Below are 21,906 nucleotides of genomic sequence, written 5' to 3'. Positions count from 1 at the left end.
ATCTCCTTCAAGTCTTGAACTATCAAGGTACTTCAAGACTTGAAGGAGTGCTAGTCTGCTGATGTGGACATTCTCGAGGCGACCCTGCGCCTGCAAGAACTTGCGCTTCGGATCAACGACGATTTTCTGCCGTATGCCACACGGGAGGGCCTGACACTCGTTACGGCGCATGCCCTCTGGAAAGTTCACCCGGATCGAACCGACCTGACGATGTCCGAGGTTGCCGCACAACTGGGATGCAATGCCTCCAACGCCACATTCGTCGTCAAGCAATTGGAAGCCCGCGGTTTCGTCGAACGGACCCCCGACCCGGTCGACGGGAGGCGCAAATTCGTCGGATTGACCGATGACGGAGCCCGTGCGCGAGAACGCCTCGGCCAGGCGTTGACGTCCGTCAGCCCGCTGAAGAGCCTGGCCGATGACGAACTGACGTTGTTCGTGAGCACTCTGGACGTACTCAGCAAGGTGCGGTGATCGCGCTGGCTACAGTGTCGATCGTCACCTCGTGCGCGAGTGCCCGACCCCACAACTGAGGTCGGGCACTCGGGCCGTTCTCGGGCCTCGGCTATCTGCCCGCCAGATCGCTTTCGTCCCGCAATGCGGAAGTATTGCGGTCGAGTGTTCTGCCCTCGAAGAATGCGGGATGGCGGAACCTCATGACGATCATCAGCACAGCGCCGAGGACCAGGATGCCGAAGCCGAGGAAGAACACGAGTCCGATGCCGCCGATCGAGGCTCCGCTGGCGTTGTCGGGATTCATGCTCTCGCCGAGTGATATGACGAAAACGGCGAGCAGCATGAGGCCACCGAGAAGTGGAAACAGGAAGCGGAAGACAGTGTTACGGACACTGTCGAACAGCCTGCCGCGGAAATACCAGATGCAGGCAAAGGCCGTGATGCCGTAATACCAGCAGATCATGATGCCCAGGGCCGCGATGGTGTCGATCAGAGTGCGCTCGGACAGGAACGTGACCACTGTGTAGAACCCTGCGGTGATGGCCCCTGCGACGACGGTTGCGTAGGAAGGCACCAGGAAGCGAGGTGACACTTCGGCGAATTTCTTGGGGAAGGCACCGTAGGAACCCATCGCCAGCATCGTTCGCGCAGCCGGAAGGAACGTGGTCTGCAAGCTCGCCAGTGAGGACACCAGCACGGCCAGGAACAGCAGCAGCCCGCCCCATTTACCGAGCACCGGGTCGGCCAGAGAGCCGAAGACGTTCTCGGCGTTGTCCGGGTTACCCAGGCCCAGGCCGTCCTCGCCTACCCCTGCATACATCATGGCGGCCACCGCGACGAGGAGGTACGTGAGCAGAATGGTTGCGACGCAGAGCAACCCGGCGCGGCCGGGCGTCGTCTTCGGGTTCTTCGATTCCTCGCCGAGCGTCAGGCACGTATCCCAACCCCAGAAAGCGAAGATGGATCCCGTGAGTCCGATGACGAACGCACCGACAGCCACGCCGGTGAACGGGTTGAACCAGTCCAAGTCGAAAGTGACCTCGCCCGGGGCGTCTCCTGCTCCGACATGAATCAGCGCAACGACGGCGAAGACGACGAGAAGCACCATCTGAAAGCCGACCGTGACGATCTGCAGCTTTTCGCTGGTGGTGATGCCTCTGCTGGCAATCCAGGTGGCCGCTGCGATGAACACCAGCGTCGTACCGACATTGACGAACTTGTTGCCCGGTAGATCGGCGATCGACGGTGTGTCGAACAACTTCGCTATGAACAGATAGAAGAACTGCACCGCGATGGCCGCAAGATTGGACAACACGATGATCGTCGCAATCACCATGCCCCAACCGCACATCCATCCGACGTAAGGTCCGAATGCCTTGGTCGACCACGTGAACGACGCACCGCAATCGGGAGACTCGGAGTTCAGCTCGCGGTAGGCATAAGCGGTGAGAAACATCGGAACGAAGCCCGCGATCAGGATTGCCGGCATTTTCAGACCTACGGCCGCGACGATCAGACCGATGCTTGCCGTCAGAGTGTAACCCGGTGCGACAGAGGAGATTCCGAGTATCGCACCAGAGAAGGTGCCGACTGTGCCTGTCGCCAGCCCCTTGGCGCTGACTTCACCGGCAGTGGGCGAGGGCCCGCTTGCGTTCTTGCCCATATTCGAGCCTTCCGTCGACGGATTCATGATTCGAACTCCTGCTTGGGGACGACCACCATGGGAACGGGCAGGACGCGAAGCATCTTCGCTGCCGTCGAACCGAGAAAGAGTCGGCGCGGTTGGGCAAGGCGGCTGGAGCCGACCATGACGAGGTCGCCGTCCTGCCAGTCGAGCGTCCGCACCGCAGACTCGACGGACGATCCGTCCGCGATGGTCACCGATATCGGAAAGTCTTCCGGCAACGTGGATTTCGCTTCGTCCACAAGGGCACGTGCGTGCGCGACGGCACGGTCACGCGCGCTGTCGTAGCTGTCCCGGGCATCGCGAAGATCGTTGCGGGGGTCGAGCGCAACCAGGGACACGAGCCGGAGCGGAGTGTGCATTCTCTCGCAGGTCCGTACCGCCGTCCGCAGCAACACATCCGCTCCCGTCCTGGTCCCGAGTGCGCAGGTCACCTGACGGATCTCCCGAGCAGACGAGTGCCGGGTGCCACGCGGCGCGAGTGCAAGCGGCACGTGTGCCGAATGCAGCAGTTCGGTCGAGACCGAGCCGACGGAATGCCGTCCGAGCAGGCCGTCTCCGGACGCACCCACGACGATGGCCGAGGCCCCCAGCCGAGCCACCTCGTCGAGCAGTCCCTGGGCGAACGAGTCGTTGAAACTCGCGTGCACGGCGACCTCGATGTCGGACGGCACCAACGATTTCGCCTCGTCGAGCCAGCCTTGCGCTCGTGTGACCAGGACGTCCTCGTAACCGGTCTCGGCGGGGACTCTGGACGCAACGGTGCGGTCCGGCGGTAGAACCATGCAGATGTCGAGCTGAGCACCCAGGCTGCGGGCGAGCTGCACCCCGAGGGCAAGACCGTCCTTACCGCTGGGGGTGGCGAGATATCCGACGATCAAGCGCATGGGGACGGCTCCTTCGTTTCGATCGAACAGGTAGAGGTAGTACTGAAATAGTCACTCCGCAGGCTTCGCTCCTGCGAATCATCGGCACCGAGACAGGGCGAGCGACAGCTCTGCGCTCACCACGCACACTTGCGAATTGCTCAGCCCTTCCACGCTGTGGAGTTCACCGACCATCTGGGCCAATCGTTCGACGGAATTGGTGTGCACAGACTGCCACGCTGCAACGGCGTCGGGAGCAGATTCGGTGTGTACCGCCTCGGACAGGACCTGTTCGGTCATGTTGTGCCAGTGCTCACGAATCGCATCGACCAGAATCGCGCTTGCCATGGCGTCCCAGTAGTCGGCTCCACCGGAGGCGACAGAGGAGCGTTCCACCAACCGGTCGAGACCCACGACGCGGCCGAATTCGAGATACGTCTGCGCCACGTGCGCTATCGATCGGTTGAGCGACCGGGCTGTCGTCTCCAATGCGAATGCCTCGGAGAGGAGTCGAAGTGTGTTCTGATCGACGACGAGATCGCCGGTCAACTCCGGCAACGATGCTCGGAGTTCACGTACCGGCCGCGTGAAGCGTTCGATCGTCTCCAGAGGCGTCGCTTGTTCGTCGCGGTTCCGTAACAACCACGACGTGGTCCGCTCGATCAGATCCTGAACACCGAACTGCAAAACCAGCCTGGTGCTCTGCGGGATTCCAGGTAGATCGGCAACGATGTCCCACAGGTGGTCGATGTCGAAAACCTGGCGCACGACGGCATACGCGACCGCGATATCGGCAGTGCTCACGCCCAGCCTCTCCTCCAGCCGGTGAATCATGCCGGGCCCGACGCGGTCGATCATGTGTCCGGTCACGACGACCGCCACGATCTCCCGGGCCAGTGGATGCCTGCGAATGTGGTGAGGAACCAGGACACGGATCGATTCTGGAAAATAGCCGGCGAGTACCCCGTCGAACACCGGGTCGTCCAATAGGGGAGAGGCGAGCAATTCGGTGGCCACTAGGTTCTTCGACTGCGCCAACAGCACCGCGATCTCGGGCCGAACCAGTCCCTGCCCCAAGCGATGTCGAGCCCGCAACTCGGCAGGCGAGGGAAGAACCGCAGCGACTCGACTGATTCCCGCGTCGCGTTCGAGGTTGTCGATCAACCGTTCGTGCCGGCCCAGCAGGAACGGCGCGTGGGCCTCGGCGAGGCTGATCGCCAGGGTCTGCGATGCAGCATCTGCAAGCACCGACTCGGCAACCTCGTCCTGAACCTGGGACAGCGCTCTGTTTCGCTCGGTGACGGACAGTTCGCCGTCCGCGACGGCCGCATCCACCGCGATTTTCAGATTCACCTCTCGATCGGAGGTGGCGACGCCCGTCGCGTTGTCGATGAAGTCGGCGTTGACGCAACCCCCGGCAAGGGCGAATTCGATTCGAGCACGCTGCGTGAGGCCGAGATTGCCACCCTCGCCCACCACCCGGGCCTGCAGTTCGGACGCGTCGACGCGAACGGAATCGTTGGCCGGATCGGCGGAGTCAGAGTGTCCCTCGGTCGAGGCCTTGACGTAGGTGCCGATCCCTCCGTTCCACAGTAGATCCACCGGGGCGGTGAGCAGCGCCTCGACGAGTGCATTGGGGGAGAGGGAGCCGACATCGATTCCGAGTCGTGCCTGCATCTGCGGTGACAGTTCGATGGACTTGACCGAACGGGGCCACACCGCACCGCCCGACGACAGTGCCCTGGTGTCGTAATCTGCCCAGCTGCTTCCGGCGATCGATGCCAGCCGTTCCCGTTCGCGGTACGAGACCTCGGGGTCGGGGTTCGGATCGAGAAAGATGTGCCGGTGATCGAACGCGCCGACGAGTCGGATGGCGTGGCTCAGGAGCATTCCATTGCCGAACACATCACCCGACATGTCTCCGATGCCGACCACCGTGAACGCATCGGTATCGACGTCGATCCCTTTCTCGGCGAAGTGGCGTCGTACCGACAGCCACCCGCCGCGTGCGGTGATGCCCATGGCCTTGTGGTCGTAGCCCGCCGAGCCTCCCGAGGCGAACGCATCCCCGAGCCAGAAGCCTCGGCGGACTGCAATGCTGTTGGCGAGGTCGGAGAATCGGGCAGTCCCCTTGTCGGCGGCGACGACGAGATACGGGTCGTCGCCGTCGCGGATCACCGTGCGCGTCGGATGCACCACCGCGCCGTCGACGACGTTGTCGGTGACATCGAGCAGTGCCTCTATGAAATCGGTGTACGCGTTGCGGACACCTTCGGGAGTCGTCTCCGTTCGAACCACGAAAGCGCCCTTGGCGCCCATCGGCACGATCGGTGAATTTTTGACGTGTTGCGTCTTCATCAGATCGAGTACTTCGGTGCGGAAATCGTCGTGCCGGTCCGAATGACGCAGGCCCCCGCGAGATATCGCACCGCTCCGAACGTGACTTCCTTCGACGATCGGCGAGTGCACGAAAATTTCGCGGTACGGGGTGACAGCCGCAGCGAGGGACAATCGTGCCGGGTCGATCTTGAACGCTGCGGGTGGGGTGCCTACCGTGCGGTCGTGTCGAAACCAATTGGTGCGCAACACTGCCGAGAGGAAAGAACGCAGTCCTCGTAACAAGCGATCCTCGTCGAGTGCCGAGGTGCGCTCGACAGCGGTGTCGAGAATGTCCTCGGCGGCAGTCGTCGGCCTGTCGCGGTCGGTCACGTCGGGATTGAATCGTGCATGAAAGAGTGCGCAGAATCCTCGGACGAAGTCGCTGTGCCGCAGCAGTATCGAGACCACAGTGGGTTCGGACAGCTCCAGCCCTACCTGGCCCAGATAGCGGGCTGCGGCGCGAACGAGAACGGCGTCGGTGAAGGGGATGGACGCCGATGCGATGAGGCGAGTGAAACCATCGACCTCGAGATCGCCCGATGCAGCGGCCTCGAATGCGGCCCGCAGCAGGTTCGGAGTTGCTGCGGACCAATCGATTTCATCGGTACTGAAACCGAATCTGTGAACGAGGGCGTCGCTGTCTTCGCCCGAGGGCAACAACTCGTGGTTCGCCACACGCAGCCCGAGATCGGCGAACAGTGCGACCAGATCGGCGAGAAGTGGAGCGCGACGCTGCCACTCCAGGATGGCAACGGGCAGCTGCTCGTCCACAGTGTCGATGAACCGCAGCCGCACACCGCTGTCCTCCCGGACTGCACCGGCACCGCTCATTTGTTTCTCCTGACCATGCTCGACGAGGGTGAGGCAACGCTCACTGTCGGCTAAGTCTGGCTGAACGAGACGCACGACACAGCTGACGAAATGGACAGCCGAAGTCCCCCGACCGCTCCATTCCGGTCCTTGTGCTGCTTCATCACCCGTTCCGCAGCGCCTCGTCGATTCGTGCTCCCACGGCGGCGGCACCGGCCGAGGTCATGATCGTGCCGGCATGGTCCAGTTCCATCATCGGGGTGATCGAGGTCAGGTCGAGCGCATCGATGTCTTCGGGCGAGTACATCGGTGCCGAATTCTTACCAATGCTCCACTGCGCGTGCAGGAATCGAATCGGCATCGTCAGTTCTCGGAACCGTGACTCGCCGAAGAACACACCCTCGGCGTCGGAGACGACTGCATCGGTCGACAGTCGCACCGACCCGTCGACCAGATCGTGTTCGGCGTACGTCCGCAGGAGTGGATCCGCCGGGTCGAGAAGCGGCAGCGACGTCGAGACCAAAAAGTCGACGTAGTCGTCGACGGCACCGAAATGCTTCTGAGTTCGAGCAATTCTGTCCGCGAACACGGCTCCTACGGTCTCGCGGGTGAGACCGGCGGGCGGTGCCACCGGAACGCCTCCGTCGACCAGAACGAGACTCTTCACTCGAGATGGATACCGGGCCGCGAACTCGACTGCCACGAATCCACCCATGGACATTCCGCACACGTGAGCGGCGTCGAGTCCGAGGGCATCCATGACGGCGTCCAGGTCGTCTGCGTGCCGAGCGAGCGACGACGGCCCCGTGACCTCGACGCTGCCGCCCCTGCCGCGCAGATCCGGCGCGACCAGTGTCAGGTGCGGCGACTCCGCCCGCAGCCAACCCCACAGCATGCGGTGGCTGGACACGCCGTGCACCACGAGGACGGGCTCACTGGTGCCGGTGTGTGTTTCGACGACGATGTCTCCGCCGGGTACAGGTACTCGATCGATGGTCATGGTGCCGACAGTAGGGGAAGCAGGCTTCAGGGGGGATGGATTCTTCGCCCACTGCGCACGCCCAAATATGGATGAGTCGTCCGCATCGGGGAGGGCACCGTCGCTGGACGGAGTAGGGGATGCAGAACACCGAGCGGTACACGTCCGGGCCACACGACCAGGCGGTACGTTGCTGGTGTGGACCACCCGGGCAAAGGATCGAGGTGCACGTAATTCCGGTCAGCGAACCGCTGGCCAGCGGGTCGAAATAGTCGAAACCGGGTGCTCATGGCGGGTTCCAGCTGGGTCGAGGCCGGCCTCGGTGTCACTGAGCGGACCTTTCACATGGCGACCAGGTGAATATCTCTCCACACTGATCGCTATTCGACGGCGCTCGTCGTCCTTGGTGTTCGCAGGAGGAGTTGAAATCTATGGTGCCACGTACGCAGAGCAGCGCATCGACGACTGAGGGGTCGACCGAGCTCGCGCAGGGAAGTCTCAATGTCGCGCACATCGTGTTCATGGTGATGGCCACGGTTGCGCCCGCCGGAGGCGCTGTGGCAATTCTGCCGCTCGCCATCGGACTGGGGGTAGGTATCGGTACACCCGGAATGTACGTGTTCGTACTCGTCATCATGCTTCTGTTCGCCGTCGGTTTCACCCGGATGGTTCCCTATGTGCAGAACGCCGGAGCCTTCTTCGCCTACATCGTGCGAGGGCTGGGGCGTCCCGTCGGCTTGGCCGGTGCCTACATCGCTACCAGTGCCTACATCGCGCTGGCATGCGCCACCAGTGGCGCGATGGGTTTCTTCGCCTCGGGTAGCGCCAACAAGATTTTCGGCATCGATCTTCCATGGTGGGTCTATACCTTGGTGGGCCTGGTGATCGTGTTCCTGCTCGGCTATCGCAAGATCACGCTTGCTGCAGGCGTACTCGGAGTGGCCCTCGTCGTCGAGCTCGTGGTCATTCTGGTGCTCGACATTGCGATCATCGCGCGAAACGGGATCGGCAGCTTTCCGATGGAATCGTTCAGTCCCAGTCAGGTTTTCGTTCCCGGAGCCATCGGCGTCGCGATGATTTTCGCGTTCTCGTGCTACCAGGGCTTCGAGGGGACAGCGATCTACGCTGAAGAAGCACGCGATCCGAAACGCACCGTTCCTCGTGCGACGTACATTTCGATGGGGTGCATCGGCTTTTTCTTCGTCCTGACGTCCTGGGCATTCCTGGCCAGTTCGAGTGGTGCCACCGCCGCGGCAGCCGCAAGCCCGGGCACATTCGTCTACGACCTCAGCGACGAGTTCGTCGGTTCCGCGTGGACCACGACACTCGAGGCGTTGATCGTGACGAGTTGCTTCGCCGGAGTGCTTGCCTTCCACAACGCAGCGTCACGGTACTTGTTCGCACTGGGTCGGGACGGTTTCCTGCCGCGGTCGATGCGAACCCTGCACCCGCGCCATCAGTCGCCGGTGGTTGCCGGTTCGACGAGCTATGTGATCGAGACGGCGGTCGTCATCGTCTTCGCCGTCGCCGGGCTCGACCCTCTGACGACTCTCACGTCCGCGCTGACCGGTTTCGGAGCGGTCGGTCTGATGGTCCTGATCACCACGACATCCCTGGCAGTGTTGGTGTTCTTCGCTCGGCAGCGTCGATTCGGTTGGGGCCACACGGTTGCGCCGGCCCTGGCGCTGATCGGTTTCGGAGCAATCACATATTTCGCGCTGTCCAACTTCTCGGCCATCACCGGTACCGATTCGGTGATCATCAACGGTCTACCGTTGCTGCATCTCGCGACGATCGTGGTGGCAATCGGGGTTGCGCTGTACGCACGCAAGAACCGGCAGGACACCTACGCGAACATGGGCCGAACCCTTGTCGACTGAAGCCGTGCTCGACGACACCACGACCCTCGTGCGCTTCGGCTACGCCGACACCCCGCTCGGTCAACTGCACTATGCAGAAGCCGGAGTCGAGGGAGTCCCGTTGATCTGCCTGCACCAGACCCCGCGTTCGTGGGACGAATTCGCCGAGTTGATGCCCCTCGTCGGCCCGTCCCGTCGCATCATCGCCATGGACATGTACGGATTCGGGCAGTCCGCCAAACCTGTTGGCCCGCAAACGATCGAGCAGTATGCCTCGGGTGTTCTGCATCTAGCGGATGCGTTGGGTCTCGATCAGTTCTCGGTGATGGGTCACCACACCGGGGCCGTGGTCGCGGTGGAGGTTGCCAGTGCGGTACCAGGTCGGGTGAAGTCCGTGATCCTGTCGTCGCCGTCCTACACCGGCCCCGAGTACCGTGCCGGTCATGCCGACGGCCCCGGCGTCGACGTCGCGGAAATCGACTCGCACGGTGGCCATCTCACGACGTGGTGGGGCCAGCGAGAACCGTATTATCCGCCGAATCGCCCGGACCTACTCGATCGCTTCGTGCGCGACGCGCTTGCGCCGGGGGTGGATCCGGCCGAGGGACATATCGCGTGTTCGCGGTACGTCATGGAAGATCGGATCGGCGAAGTGACGGCCCCGGTACTCATCCTCGGTGGCGACGCGGACCCGTTCTCCTTCCCCGATGTCGGCCTCGTGCGGGACGGTCTCGTGCAGGCAGCGACGGTCGACATCGTGGTCATCGAGGGCGGCACCATTCCCATGGTGGAGCAACTACCGACACCGGTGGCCGACGCTGTTGTCGGCTTCCTCGATACGCACACGCCCAAGGATCGCTGAAACCGACATCGACAAGCTCGAACGCTGGTGTGCACAGTGCACACCAGCGTTCGAGCTTGTGCGCTGCGACGGTCAGGGTATTTCGGAGTCCCATTCCTGCACAATGAATTCTGCGGTTCTGCGTGCGTAGGCTTCGATCGACACCATGGGGTTCACACCAGGCGCAGTGGGTAGCGCGCTCGCATCCGCGACATAGACTCCGGAACAATCGTGGAGGCGACCGCGGCCGTTCACCACCGATGTCGTCGGGTCGAGGCCGGTAGGGCAGGAGCCGCTCTGGTGTGCCGACAACGTCAGGATGTCCGCGGCGTCCAGGCTGCCGAGCATGTCGAGAAATGCATCGAAGTCCTCGCCCTGACGCCAGCGTGGGTCGGACGGAAGGAACGTGAAAATTTCTTTGGCACCCGACGCCCGGAGGATGCGCGCGAGTTCCTGATGCGTACGGCGGACGACTGCCAGGTCGACCGGATCGTCGAGACCCCATGTGACGACCGGCATTCCGTGCGCGTCGCCTTCCACACGTCCGGAGCCGTGATCTCGAACGAAGCCCCAGACTCCGGAGACGTGTTCGAGGCGTAACTGCTCCTGCTTGTGTTGCTCACCGGAGTGCCACGGTGTGAGACCCGTCCAGAAGCCGAGGCCCATGGGCGCGGCTTCCACGACGAATCCGTGTTCGCCTTCCACGTGCTCGAAGTCGTGACTGACGCTGGTGAGAATCTGCCCGGCCCAACCCTTCACGACCTCGTCGTACACTCCGCTGACGAAGTACGAGGGGTGAACGTGCAGGTTTCGACCGACGCTCGGCCCACCCAGCCCGGAACGTTGCAGCAGAACGGGCGAGGCGAGCGCGCCCGCGGCGACCACGACGATCGGTGCCTCCACGAGTACGTCCCGGTCTCCGTCGGGAGTGCTCACCACCGCTCGGACGCCGACTGCGCGGCCATCGGCGTGCACGATTTCCTGGACGTCGCACTGGGGTAGCAACTGCGCACCCGAGTCGCTGGCATCCTGAAGGAAAGTTTTCATCGTGGATTGTTTGCATCCTACGAGGCAACCGGCATTGCACTCGCCGCAGAATCGGTCGTCATTGTCTTTGGCGTTGCGTGCCAGAGTATTTCGTTGGAGTCCGGCAGCGTCGAGGCCGCGATTGAGAATTCGGTTGACGCTGTTGTGCACGGTATTGGCGGGTACAGCGTTGATCCGCTGCATCACCGATTCGATGTGCGGGCCGAACTCGTCCGAGGACGCGCCCTCCATGCCTGCCTCGACCCATTCGTCCAGTACGTACTCGGGCGTCGGGAGACACGCCATGGAGTTGACCGTGGTTCCGCCACCGACAGTCGAGCCTGCCAACAGGCCGACGCTGGCATCGGTCGACCAGACGAATCCACCGCCGAGATACAGATTCGGAAACGACAACGCCTCCAACTGAGGTAGATCGGGCTCGTTCCGATAGCCACCTTTCTCCAGTACGAGTACCTTCATACCCGCGGCCGCGAGACGGGCCGCGGCAACGCCGCCGCCCGCACCGGAACCCACGACCACCGCATCGACCGTCAACGTGATCGACCCGTTGTCGGGTAGCTCGGCCACGGTCAAGGTCTTCGGAAACTGCACTGCGGTCGGCGGTTCGAGCAACGGACCGGCAAAGCCGAGGGCCGGCCACGTCGGGTTCTTCGACGCCTCGTCCGGCACGGTGTAGAACATTGCCAACACCGTGCTCTGCACTATCAGAGCGCCAGGACGAGTCGACGGGTCGGCGAGCACCGTCAGCCACTGCTCGTCGCGGCGATCGGGCGAGCTGTCCGCGAACGATTCCGACAGGGCGTCGAGGGTGCGGCCTACGAGGATGTGCACATGTGGGGCCCAGAGTGGGAGGACCGAGTCGAGAATCTGGTCCACGGCGAGATCGGAGGCACTCGTGCTCCAGAACACCTGCTCGTCCGTCGAGGCCGAATGTGGCGCAGAGATTCGCGGAATCAGAGTGTCGCAGAGTGCGGCCAAAACACGGCGGTCCCAGGATGATCGTGCGGAATCGACAGTCACCAGAACTCCTTTCAGTCAGAATTCGCCAGTGTCCACCTGGACCATCGATCGCAGGGCCCGCAGTCTCGGTGAGCGAACCGGCACAGCGTGATCGGGGCAGATGCCCCGCGATACTGCGTGCGGCGGCCGCCCGGGCGGAGCTCGCGACACAGAGGCCCGGCTGCCTCGAGGACCGCTGAGCAAAACATCGAGCTGCGCGCTCGACCGCACACTGGTTGTGTAGGAAGCACACGCTGGCGACTCGAGATCTCGACCAGATGAATGCTATGAAAGGAACACCCGTGCGTCATCCGCTCTTCGATTCCCTGACATCCGACGAGTTTCGCCGCGTCGCAGATGTCGTTCGTCGTGAGGCCATCGCAGAAAGGCCGGGGTTCGCCGCGGTCTACACCGACGAGCCGGACAAGCGACTGCTCCGCGAAGGTCACGAGATCGCCCGTCGCGCAAGGGTTCTGTTGGTCGATCGTGCGTCCGGAACGACGCACGATGTCGTCGTCGATCTCGATGCCGACGCCGTGGTCTCGTCCTCCGTTATCACCGACGGTGCTGCACCCGTCCTGCTCGAGGAGTTCGATCTTGCTCCCGACCTGATCAAGCAGGATCCGCGATACGTCGAGGCGCTTGCGCTGCGCGGCATCACCGACATGGACAAGGTCCAGATCGATCCGTGGGGCGTCGGCAACATGGCCGTGCCCGGCGTGCTCGATTACCCCGTCGACGGCAGGCGTCTGGCCGGCTCGGTCTCCTACTACCGCGATTTTCCCGACGACAACGGGTACGCGCACCCCATCGAGGGTGTCATCGCTGTGGTCGATCTGGTGGCGCTGAAGGTCATCGACGTCCACGACTTCGGCGTGCGGCCGATGAACGTCGAGCAGGCCAACTACACGGCGGACGCGAACCAGCCGATGCGCTCCGACGTCGCCCCGCTCGTCATCACTCAGCCCGAGGGCGTCGGATTCAAGATCGACGGCCGCGAGCTCACCTGGCAGAAGTGGCGCTTCCGGATCAACTGGCATCCGCTCGAGGGACTGGTGCTGCATGCGGTGGAGTACCTGGACGGGGACGAGTACCGCTCGGTTCTGCACCGCGCGTCCCTGGGCGAAATGGTCGTACCCTACGGCGACCCGTCCAAGGAGCACTTCTGGCGCAGCGCATTCGACGCCGGCGAGTTCGGCCTCGGAAAGCTCGCCAATTCGCTTCGACTCGGCTGTGACTGCCTCGGTGAGATCGTCTACCTGGACGCGGAGAATGCCGGCGAGAACGGTGAACCGACCACTATCGAGAATGCGATCTGCATCCACGAAGAGGACGCGGGCATTCTGTGGAAGCACACCGACTGGATGACCGGCAAGGTCGACGTACGTCGCTCGCGTCGCCTGGTCGTCAGCTTCATCGCCACCGTCGGCAACTACCACTACGGCTTCTACTGGAACTTCTACCAGGACGCCTCCATTCAAATGGAGGTCAAGCTACTGGGGATCGTGCAGACCCGCTCCGTCGAAGAGGGTGAGACCTCTGCGCACGGCACCCGGATCGCCAAGAACATCGTGTCCAGCTACCACCAGCATCTGTTCTCGTTCCGGCTCGATACCGAAATCGACGGATGGCAGAACACTGTCGTACAGAACGATGCCTACGGGGTGCCTGTCGGCCCGGACAATCCCTACGGCAACGCAATCGGAGTCAAGAAAACGGTCATCGACCGCGAATTGACCGGTGACGACCACACCAACACGCAGTCGTCTCGCAGTTGGCAGATCATGAACACCGCCAAGAAGAACGCCTGGGGCAATCCGGTCAGTTACAAGTTCCTGCCCGGTTGGTCGTCGGCAACGATGCTGGCGCAGGATCCCTCATTGATTGCCAAGCGAGCCGGTTTCGGCACCCGCAACATGTGGGTGACGCCGTACTCGCCCGCTGAAATGCGCCCCTCGGGTGACTTCCCGAACCAGAGCCGCTCCGGTGACGGTCTTCCCCGATGGACTGCGGAAAATCGCGCGACCGACAACACGGATGTGGTGCTGTGGCACACCCTGGGAGTGACACACATTCCGCGCGCCGAGGACTGGCCGGTCATGCCGACCGAGGTCGTCGGTTTCCACCTGCTGCCGGTGAACTTCTTCGACAAGAACCCGGCGCTGGACGTGCCTGCTTCGTCGAGTGCGCACGGCGGGAGCACTGCAGACGACCAGCCGGGCGAAGCGTCGTGTCACTGACCCTCGGGCCTGTGGTGGGAATGCCACCCGGGCGCGAAAGAACTAGGGCTGGAGTCGATCTCGTCGATGCCGTCCTCGCCGCTGTTGCGATTCTGTGTCTGGTGGTGCACGTCGTGTTGCTCATCGTCACGGGCACGGCGATGCTCGGCATGGTTGTGCCGATGCTCGTTCTGTCCGGCCTGTGCGTGGCGTTCACGTGCAGGAAGGGCAACGGCCACCGCGTACGCGAGTACGCGGTGACCGCCGGTTTCGGTATCGCGATGCTCACTGTGCACTGGGCGTTGATGTCGACGTCGCTGGGCCACTCGAGCCACACGGCGGCGGAAAGCGGCGCCATGGATCACGCTGCGATGGGGCACGGGGCGATGGACATGGCAGGCTCCGGCAGTGTTCTGTCCGCGCAGTCGTTCGAGGGATTGATGCAGGCCGGGTTGTTCTTCGCAGCCCTTCAGATCGTGTTGGCAGTGGGCGCATCGGTGCGTGCACTGCGTGCCGGCGGTGAGTAGATCCATCGCCGCGACCGAGAGCGAACACGGAAACTCCGGTGCCGACGGCACCGGAGTTTCCGTGTCCGCGGTGACGGCACCGTCGGGTCGGGGCCGTCTTCGCTTGGTCGTGATGCTCGGTGCGCTCACCGCACTCGGTCCGTTCACCGTCGACATGTATCTGTCGGCTTTTCCCGTCATCGCAACCGAATTCGCGATATCGGAGACGGCGGTGCAGTTCACCCTGACCGGCACTCTGATCGGCTTCGCTGTCGGCCAATTGGTGATCGGTCCGATGTCGGACGCACTGGGTAGGCGACGTCCACTGATCGTGGCGTCGCTGCTCCATGTTGCGGCCTCTCTCGGGTGCGTGGTCGCGCCGGGTATCGAGGTGCTGGCAGTGCTTCGGGTCCTGCAGGGTTTCGGAGGTGCAGCCGGAGCTGTCCTCGCCATGGCCGTGGTGCGAGACCTCTACCAGGGCAACGCCGCTGCGGTCATGATGTCCCGGCTGATGTTGGTGATGGGCGTGGCACCGATCCTGGCACCGTCGATCGGTGGCCTGGTCGTCGAAATGTCGACGTGGCGCGTGATCTTCGTGATCCTTGCAGCTCTGGGCCTGACGGCGGTCGCGATCGGTGCGTTCGCGATGCCCGAGACCCTGCCCCCGGCGGCGCGGCAGCAGAACAGTGCGCGCACGGTTCTGCGGAATTACGCGCGCCTCGGCACGGATCGAGCCTTCGTCTCGATGGTGCTCGTATGTGGCCTGGGCCGGGTGGTGATGTTCGCGTACATCTCTGCCTCGCCGTTCGTCCTACAAGGTAGCTTCGGACTCACTCCGCAGCAGTTCGGAATCGCTTTTGCCGCAGGCGCAGTCGTGTTGATCGGAGCTTCTCAGCTCAACGTCGTCGTTCTTCGTCGATGGACAACTCGAACCGTTCTGCTCGCTGCGCTGTTGATCGGCACCGTCGTTGCCGTCGTGTTCGTGGTCTTGGCGGCGACCGATACGGGTGGGTTGATCGGTTTCGGCGTGCCGGTGCTGCTGATCTTGGCGGTGATGGGCACGGTCCTACCGAACGCTCCGGCGCAAGCACTGGCCGGCTACGGGTCCGTGGCCGGTACCGCGTCGGCCTTGATCGGCGGCGTCCAATTCGCCTTCGCAGCGGCAGCCGCTCCCGTCGTCGGTCTGCTCGGCAACGATGCCCTCGCAGTGGCGACCATGATGGCTTTCGCGGCGTCGGTTGCCTTGGTGCTGGTTCTCGTCGGCACCGGACCGACGGTGAGGACCGCTGAGCGAGACGCAGTTGTTGCCGGTGACGCCCCCGTGTCCGAAGCTTGCGTCGTGACTGTGAGCCAGAACAACATCGAGGCCGCCGCTGAGCGGCTGAATCACGCTGCGAACAGCGGCGAGCCCTGCGAGCCGGTCCGCGACCTGATCGGCCGTGACGACGTGACGGCGGCCTATGCGGTACAGGAGATTCTCAACAACGAGCGTCTGGATTCCGGAGCGGTCGTGGTCGGCCGAAAGATCGGTTTGACGTCGAAAGCCGTTCAGGCGCAATTGGGTGTCGACCGTCCCGACTTCGGAATGCTGTTCGACGACATGGCCTACGGTGCCGACGCCGTCATTCCCGCCGAGCAGGTGTCACAGCCGCGGGTCGAGGCCGAGATCGCCTTCGTATTGCGCGAAGATCTGGCCGACGGGCCTCTCGACGCAGATCGCGTCAGACGAGCCACCGATTACGTGGTCGCCGCCCTCGAGGTATGTGGTAGCCGAATCAGCAACTGGGACATCAGCTTTGCAGACACCGTGGCCGACAATGCGTCGGCGGGTGCCTACGTACTCGGTGATCGGCAAGTGTTGCTCGGGGATCTGGACCTCACCGAGGTGCAGATGACCATGTCGATCGACGGAACTCAGGTGTCCGAGGGCACCGGTGCCGCCTGCCTCGGCGATCCGGTCGCAGCCGTCGTCTGGCTGGCGCAGACCGCGGCAGACCTCGGTCGGCCGCTGCGTGCCGGCCAGGTCGTTCTGTCCGGAGCTTTGGGACCGATGCGGGCGGTCGCAGCAGGACAGTCGGTCACGGCCACCCTGACCGGCCTCGGATCGGTGAGCGCTTCCTTCCAGTAGTAAACCGAGACAACCCTTCTCCGTGTATCGCGCTACGGAAGCGGGTTGTACTCGCAACGTGTCACGTCAGAAGGAGAACAATGTCGTCCATTCTCTCGTCGGAAACAGCCCGCGCGGCTTTCGTCCCCAACGGGGATTATCAGCAGTTCATCGGTGGCGACTGGGTGAGCGCCCGTAGCACCTTCGAAGCGGTCGACCCCAGCGTCGGAAGCCCGTGGGCGGTCCTGCCGCAGGGCACGGCCGAGGACGCGGAGTCCGCCGTGGCGGCGGCCGTCCGCGCCTTCGGACAGTGGCGCAGGACGACGCAGGACCAGCGACAAGCAATCCTGCTGTCGATCGCGGATCGCTTCGAGGCCGACGGCGAACGTTTCGGTGCCTTGTTGGCGACCGAGAACGGCCGACCGGTCCGCGAAGCAGGAATTGCCGACATCCCAACAGTGGTGGCAATTTTCAGGTTCTACGCCGGCGTCATTCGCGCATTCAACGGCGAGCAGATTCCGCTGTCGAACCCCGACACCCTGCTCTACACCAAGCGCGAACCTCTCGGCGTGGTCGCGGCGATCATCTCGTGGAATTCGCCGTTGATCACCTTCGCCAACAAGGTGGCACCCGCGCTGGCCGCCGGCAACACGGTCGTCGTCAAGCCCTCGGAGTACGCGTCTGCGAGCATTCTCGAGTTCACCCGGTTGATCGGTGACCTCCTGCCGGCCGGTGTGCTGAACATCGTCACCGGTCTCGGCCCCGAGACGGGAGCGGCTCTGGTCTCGCACCCCGACGTCGCCAAGATAACGTTCACCGGTGGTCCGGACACTGCACGGGCAATTCTCGGTTCCGCAGCGCGCACACTGCGGCCGAGTTTGATGGAGCTCGGCGGCAAGGGACCGATGATCGTCGCTGCCGACGCGGACCTCGAACTCGCGGTTCAGGACGCGCTGATGGGGATCTATCTGGCCAACGGTCAGGCGTGCATCGCAGCCTCGCGTCTACTGCTGCACGACGACATCCACGACGAATTCGTCGAGCGGTTCGCTGCGGTGGCCCGAAAGATCAAGGTGGGCGACGCGACGGATCCGAGCAGCGAGATGGGACCGCTGGTGTCGGGTCGTCAACTCGAACTGGTCAGCGCACACGTCGAGCGGGCGCGCGCGGAGGGTGTCTCGGTGGTCGTCGGAGACGAGCCACTCGACCTGGACGACTCTCTGCACGGTGGGTTCTATCATCGTCCGGTGCTGCTGGCCGATCCGAAGGGCCAGGCCACGATCGTGCGGACCGAGGTCTTCGGTCCGGTGACCGTCGCGGAACGCTACCGAACCGACGAAGAAGCGATCACTCGCGCGAACGCATCGCCGTACGGCTTGGCGGCCGGAGTCTGGACACAGAACCTGCGCCGCGCGCATCAGTTCGCAGATCGCCTGGACGCGGGAATCGTGTGGGTGAACCGATGGTTCGATCTGCCGCCCGGGATGCCGATGGGCGGCCGAGGTGACAGCGGGTTCGGACGTGAGTTGTCGTTCGAGACGCTCCGTGAGTACTCCGCAGTCAAGTCGGTCAACATCGATCTCGGAGGCGACCGACCACCACTGTGGGGATTGGCCGGGCAGTAGCGACGCGGTCGTCGGTAGCGTGGTTTGCTGTGAGGATGAACGCTGCCGACGACTCGACGGAACATGAATCCGATCAGTCCACCAGGGATCGACTGCTGGATGCGGCCATCGATATCGCCGGTGAGACCGGTGTACAGGCCGTCACCTACCGGGCCGTGGCTGCCCGTGTGGGCATGGCGCACGGCTTGGTCCGGCACCATTTCGGCACCCGGGAGCAGTTGCTGATCGAAGCGTTTCGCCGAGCGGCGGAACAGGATTCGGACGACGTCGGGCTGGAGGCGAACTCGATCGACGAGTTTGCCTCCAATCTCGTTCCAACACTCAATAATTCGCGTAAGCGCCAGTTGCTTCAATACGACGAGACCACTCAGGCGGTCCGCGGTAATCTACCGATCGAAAACGTGCGTGGACTGTACCGGCGGTATGCGGCTCAGGTCCGACACACGCTCGACAATGCCGGCGTGCCCGACCCCGACGGCAGCATCTCGGAGCTGGTGTTCTCGGCACTGGACGGACTCGTGATGCAGCACATGGTCTTCTCCGACGACGACAGGACCTCGCAGCTGCTGGAGCAGCTGCGAGAAGTCCTCCGGCGTCTGGTCGCGAGCTGATCGCTCAGTGATTCGCCGTGAATTCGGTGTCGACGCCCAACGGTCCCAATTTCTGAGATCCGCCCGGATCACCGATCGGCTCGCTTCTTCCCGGCAACGGCTCGTTGAAGAAGGCGATGGAATCTGCGACGAATTCTGCGAGCTCGGGATCCTTGCGCGCTTTTCGGTCGACGAAGACGGCGTCCACCGGGCACTCCACTTCGCATGCCCCGCAGTCGATGCACTCGTTGGGGTTGATGTAGCTGCGGCGGTCGCCGATGTAGATGCAGTCGACGGGGCACACTTCGATGCACGACCGATCGAGCTGATCGATGCAGTTGATTCCGATGACGTAGGACATGCTGGTTCCTCCTGGTGTGGTGAGGTCTGGTGTGGTGAGGCGCTCAGGCGCCGTCGGTCGAATGTCCGGGGAAGAGCACCAGGTCGGGGTCGAGGTCGACCGCAACGTGATTCATCGCGGTCGCGACTTCACCGAATCCGACCGACATGAGCTTGACCTTTCCGTCGTAGTCGGTCACGTCACCGGCGGCGTAGACGCGGGGCAGGTTGGTTCGACCCGAACGGTCGACGGCGATGGAACGACCTCGCAGTTCGAGGTTCCAATCGCGGATGGGGCCGAGATTGCTGATGAAGCCGAGAGCGGCGATCACATGATCGGCCGCGACGACGGTTTCCTCGCCGTTCTTCGCCCGAAGCGCCACTTTCGACAATGACCCGGTTTCCAGATCGCCTACCAGGGCAAGGACTTCGGTGTCCGTGTGGATGGCGACCTTGCCCGAACGCACGCGTTCGAGAGTCGCGGCGTGACCTCGGAACGTGGCTCGGCGGTGGACCAATGTGACCGATCGGGCGATCGAGGCCAGTGCATCTGCCCAGTCGAGCGCGGAGTCACCGCCACCGACGATGACGACATCCTGGTCGGCATGGACCGTGGGATCGGTGACGAAGTAGGAGAGCGCGGATCCGAGCCATTCGGTACCGGTCTCCATCGCCCGCGGCGTCGGGGTACCGATACCGGCGGTCAGCACGACGGCACCGGCACGAACGATCGTGCCGTCGTCGAGGGTCAGGACCGGCAGGCCGTCCTCGTGGGTCAGCTCGATGGCCTGACGGCCGAGTAGATAAGTCGGTGAGAAGGCACCGGCCTGCTCCACGAGATTGGCGACGAAGTCACGACCCCGTATCGACGGCAGCGCGGCCACGTCGCGAATCTGCTTCTCCGGGTACAGGGCCATCACCTGCCCTCCTGCCTGGGGGAGAGCGTCGATGACTACGGTCTCCAGCCCGCGAAAGCCGGCGTAGTACGCGCCGTAGAGTCCGGTCGGGCCAGCACCGACGATGGCGACGTCGGTCGTGACGACCGAGGGCTGAATGGTCATCGGGTCTCCTTCGAGTTCGTTGGGTCCTAGGGACAGTAGGCGCCGCCGTCGGATACATCACGTGGATTGGACCGCTGAGCGGAACCGGGCGGGGTTCTCGGTCAGAGAAGGCCAGGCGCGTGGACAAATTCCGGTAGGCGGACCGCTTCGATTGTGGTGTCCGCAACGCAGTGATGTGCTGTGCCGACTCGGAGCGATCGGTCGAGAAGTCGATCGCTTCCCACGACACGAGTGAACTGCACCTGGAGAGCACATATGAGCGAGACGCTGGAACCCCGCGCGGCGTCGACGGTATCGCGCCCTACCGTCGCGACACCGCCGAAAGAAGCGGACCGAGTGAATACGCCGGCCCAGAAGAAGAAGGACGGCAACCTGCCCGGTAGGCAGGACTGGTCGAGTTGGCCCCTGTATCAGGCAGCCGGAGCAGGCTTTCGCGGCTACTGGTACCCGGTGGTGTTCTCGTCCAAGGTCGGCGAGCGTCCCGTACGGGTCAAGCTGCTCGGCGAGGACATCTTCGTCATCCGCGACCGCGGTGTCGTTCGAGGCATGGCCAATCGGTGCCCCCACCGCGGAGTGCCGCTGAGCTACGGGAACAAGCAGTTTCCCGGCACGATCTCGTGCGTGTACCACGGCTGGACTTTCGATCTCGAGACCGGAGACCTCAAGGCCGCCATCACCGACGGTCCCAAGTCGCCGATCTGCGGCAAGGTCACCCAACCGACCTACCACGTCGAGGAACGACTGGGAATGGTGTGGATTTTCGTCGGCGACGGTGAAGAGCCACACCCCATCGACGAGCAGCTGCCCGAGGAACTCGTCAGCAACGCTGCCGTCATCGGATCGCGAATCATGCCGCGAGAAGGCAACTGGCGCTTCGCCTGCGAGAACGGGTACGACGAGGGACATGCGAAGTACCTGCACCGAACGGCGCTGTGGCGGCTGTTCAAGGCGATGCCGGTGTGGAACACCACCAAGATCGTCAAGCGCGGTCGCTGGATCTACCGAGTTCAGCTGGAACAGTTCTGGGATGCGGACTTCCCCGGCCTCGGCAAGTGGACCGGGAAGGCGTGGTTCAAGAGCAACCCGCCGAAGACCACCACGAACATCGGCAACACCGGCTCCCACCGTGAGGTGAACCCGGTGATTGCGGCACAGGAGTTCCCGGGGTTCGCGTCGGTGAGTATGCCGGGTGTTCTGCGTATCGCCTACCCCACCTTCATTCACTACGAGTTCTACGTACCGGTGGACGAGGACAACCACCTCTACGTGGGAGTGATGGCGGATTTCCAGAAGGGGCTCAAAACCATTCCCTTCTACTTCAAGTACCTCGGAGCGGTCCGTTGGCTGTTCCACGGTCAGTTCTCCAGCCAGGACAAGTGGATGGTCGAGGTGACCGATGCACCGCCGGAGAAGCTGTACCGGCCCGACGACTCGCTTCTGCAGTGGCGCAAGCTCGCCGAGGACACGACAGAGGATCGGATCGATGCGTTGGCCGAACAGGGCATCGACGTACCGACCCCGAACTGATCTCACCCTCTG

Annotated in this window: 16 protein-coding genes and 1 pseudogene; 10 read left to right on the top strand and 7 right to left on the bottom strand. The window is 63.4% G+C overall.

Annotated features, from left to right (window positions below; translation table 11 throughout):
* Positions 1-63 precede the first annotated feature (63 nt).
* Positions 64-474 (top strand): MarR family winged helix-turn-helix transcriptional regulator, encoded by a 411-nt coding sequence (locus tag CH262_RS24555; protein ID WP_094718637.1) that lies wholly within the window; start codon positions 64-66, stop codon positions 472-474.
* Between the two features lie 91 nt (positions 475-565).
* On the opposite strand, the gene CH262_RS24550 is transcribed toward CH262_RS24555, so the two are convergent.
* The 4 genes from CH262_RS24550 to CH262_RS24535 all read right to left on the bottom strand — a co-directional run bounded on the left by CH262_RS24550 (position 566) and on the right by CH262_RS24535 (position 7,195).
* Positions 566-2,119 (bottom strand): APC family permease, encoded by a 1,554-nt coding sequence (locus tag CH262_RS24550; protein ID WP_094718676.1) that lies wholly within the window; start codon positions 2,117-2,119, stop codon positions 566-568.
* Between the two features lie 23 nt (positions 2,120-2,142).
* Entirely contained in the window at positions 2,143-3,027 is an 885-nt protein-coding gene (locus CH262_RS24545; protein WP_032393235.1) for a universal stress protein, read from the bottom strand.
* Positions 3,028-3,105: 78 nt separating this feature from the next.
* Complete coding sequence (locus tag CH262_RS24540; RefSeq protein WP_094718636.1) at positions 3,106-6,216, bottom strand: NAD-glutamate dehydrogenase domain-containing protein; 3,111 nt, start codon at positions 6,214-6,216, stop codon at positions 3,106-3,108.
* Between the two features lie 142 nt (positions 6,217-6,358).
* Positions 6,359-7,195, bottom strand: a complete 837-nt coding sequence (locus tag CH262_RS24535) for an alpha/beta fold hydrolase (protein WP_094718635.1) — start codon at positions 7,193-7,195, stop codon at positions 6,359-6,361.
* A gap of 410 nt (positions 7,196-7,605) precedes the next feature.
* On the opposite strand from CH262_RS24535, the gene CH262_RS24530 reads away from it, so the two are divergent.
* Both CH262_RS24530 and CH262_RS24525 read left to right on the top strand, forming a co-directional pair.
* Positions 7,606-9,054, top strand: coding sequence for an APC family permease (locus CH262_RS24530; protein ID WP_032385621.1), 1,449 nt, complete (start codon positions 7,606-7,608; stop codon positions 9,052-9,054).
* A gap of 4 nt (positions 9,055-9,058) precedes the next feature.
* Entirely contained in the window at positions 9,059-9,895 is an 837-nt protein-coding gene (locus CH262_RS24525) for an alpha/beta fold hydrolase (RefSeq protein WP_256988964.1), read from the top strand.
* A gap of 72 nt (positions 9,896-9,967) precedes the next feature.
* Here CH262_RS24525 and CH262_RS24520 read toward each other — a convergent pair whose 3' ends face one another.
* Positions 9,968-11,941: a GMC family oxidoreductase gene (locus tag CH262_RS24520; protein ID WP_143547165.1), complete on the bottom strand. Its 1,974-nt coding sequence runs from the start codon at positions 11,939-11,941 to the stop codon at positions 9,968-9,970.
* Positions 11,942-12,222: 281 nt separating this feature from the next.
* Between CH262_RS24520 and CH262_RS24515 the strand changes: the two genes are divergently transcribed.
* The 6 genes and pseudogenes from CH262_RS24515 (at position 12,223) to CH262_RS24495 (ending at position 18,988) form a co-directional block, all read left to right on the top strand.
* Positions 12,223-14,160, top strand: coding sequence for a primary-amine oxidase (locus tag CH262_RS24515; RefSeq protein WP_167325245.1), 1,938 nt, complete (start codon positions 12,223-12,225; stop codon positions 14,158-14,160).
* Entirely contained in the window at positions 14,151-14,666 is a 516-nt protein-coding gene (locus tag CH262_RS24510) for a hypothetical protein (protein WP_048319512.1), read from the top strand. Before CH262_RS24515 ends, CH262_RS24510 begins: the two co-directional genes overlap by 10 nt.
* Positions 14,641-15,891: pseudogene (locus CH262_RS27985) on the top strand (multidrug effflux MFS transporter); the annotation flags it as partial. The gene CH262_RS24510 and the pseudogene CH262_RS27985, both read left to right, overlap by 26 nt.
* A gap of 75 nt (positions 15,892-15,966) precedes the next feature.
* A complete protein-coding gene (locus CH262_RS28255; RefSeq protein WP_256983372.1) occupies positions 15,967-16,773 on the top strand; it encodes a 2-keto-4-pentenoate hydratase in 807 nt (268 codons plus the stop codon).
* A gap of 80 nt (positions 16,774-16,853) precedes the next feature.
* The gene (locus CH262_RS24500) at positions 16,854-18,377 is read left to right on the top strand and encodes an aldehyde dehydrogenase family protein (RefSeq protein WP_094718632.1); all 1,524 of its coding nucleotides are present in this window, start codon (positions 16,854-16,856) and stop codon (positions 18,375-18,377) included.
* A 35-nt stretch (positions 18,378-18,412) separates the two neighbouring features.
* A complete protein-coding gene (locus CH262_RS24495) occupies positions 18,413-18,988 on the top strand; it encodes a TetR/AcrR family transcriptional regulator (RefSeq protein WP_032385616.1) in 576 nt (191 codons plus the stop codon).
* Between the two features lie 4 nt (positions 18,989-18,992).
* Here CH262_RS24495 and CH262_RS24490 read toward each other — a convergent pair whose 3' ends face one another.
* Together CH262_RS24490 and CH262_RS24485 are read right to left on the bottom strand one after the other, a co-directional pair.
* Entirely contained in the window at positions 18,993-19,328 is a 336-nt protein-coding gene (locus CH262_RS24490; RefSeq protein WP_032385615.1) for an indolepyruvate ferredoxin oxidoreductase subunit alpha, read from the bottom strand.
* A 43-nt stretch (positions 19,329-19,371) separates the two neighbouring features.
* Entirely contained in the window at positions 19,372-20,367 is a 996-nt protein-coding gene (locus CH262_RS24485) for an NAD(P)/FAD-dependent oxidoreductase (RefSeq protein ID WP_032385614.1), read from the bottom strand.
* A gap of 255 nt (positions 20,368-20,622) precedes the next feature.
* On the opposite strand from CH262_RS24485, the gene CH262_RS24480 reads away from it, so the two are divergent.
* A complete protein-coding gene (locus CH262_RS24480) occupies positions 20,623-21,894 on the top strand; it encodes a Rieske 2Fe-2S domain-containing protein (protein WP_094718631.1) in 1,272 nt (423 codons plus the stop codon).
* Positions 21,895-21,906 lie beyond the last annotated feature (12 nt).

This window comes from Rhodococcus sp. 05-2255-1e (assembly GCF_002259025.1).
In the GTDB taxonomy this organism is placed as follows: Bacteria; Actinomycetota; Actinomycetes; order Mycobacteriales; family Mycobacteriaceae; genus Rhodococcoides; species Rhodococcoides fascians.
Note: the sequence above shows the minus strand (reverse complement) of the source record. Positions and strands in the feature narration are given on the sequence as shown.

Excerpts from the sequence above, each read along its gene's own strand:
- CH262_RS24550 (WP_094718676.1), bottom strand. The coding sequence starts at position 2,119 with ATGGGCAAGAACGCAAGCGGGCCCTCGCCCACTGCCGGTGAAGTCAGC.
- CH262_RS24545 (WP_032393235.1), bottom strand. The coding sequence starts at position 3,027 with ATGCGCTTGATCGTCGGATATCTCGCCACCCCCAGCGGTAAGGACGGT.
- CH262_RS24540 (WP_094718636.1), bottom strand. The coding sequence starts at position 6,216 with ATGAGCGGTGCCGGTGCAGTCCGGGAGGACAGCGGTGTGCGGCTGCGG.
- CH262_RS24535 (WP_094718635.1), bottom strand. The coding sequence starts at position 7,195 with ATGACCATCGATCGAGTACCTGTACCCGGCGGAGACATCGTCGTCGAA.
- CH262_RS24530 (WP_032385621.1), top strand. The coding sequence starts at position 7,606 with ATGGTGCCACGTACGCAGAGCAGCGCATCGACGACTGAGGGGTCGACC.
- CH262_RS24500 (WP_094718632.1), top strand. The coding sequence starts at position 16,854 with ATGTCGTCCATTCTCTCGTCGGAAACAGCCCGCGCGGCTTTCGTCCCC.
- CH262_RS24495 (WP_032385616.1), top strand. The coding sequence starts at position 18,413 with ATGAACGCTGCCGACGACTCGACGGAACATGAATCCGATCAGTCCACC.
- CH262_RS24490 (WP_032385615.1), bottom strand. The coding sequence starts at position 19,328 with ATGTCCTACGTCATCGGAATCAACTGCATCGATCAGCTCGATCGGTCG.
- CH262_RS24485 (WP_032385614.1), bottom strand. The coding sequence starts at position 20,367 with ATGACCATTCAGCCCTCGGTCGTCACGACCGACGTCGCCATCGTCGGT.
- CH262_RS24480 (WP_094718631.1), top strand. The coding sequence starts at position 20,623 with ATGAGCGAGACGCTGGAACCCCGCGCGGCGTCGACGGTATCGCGCCCT.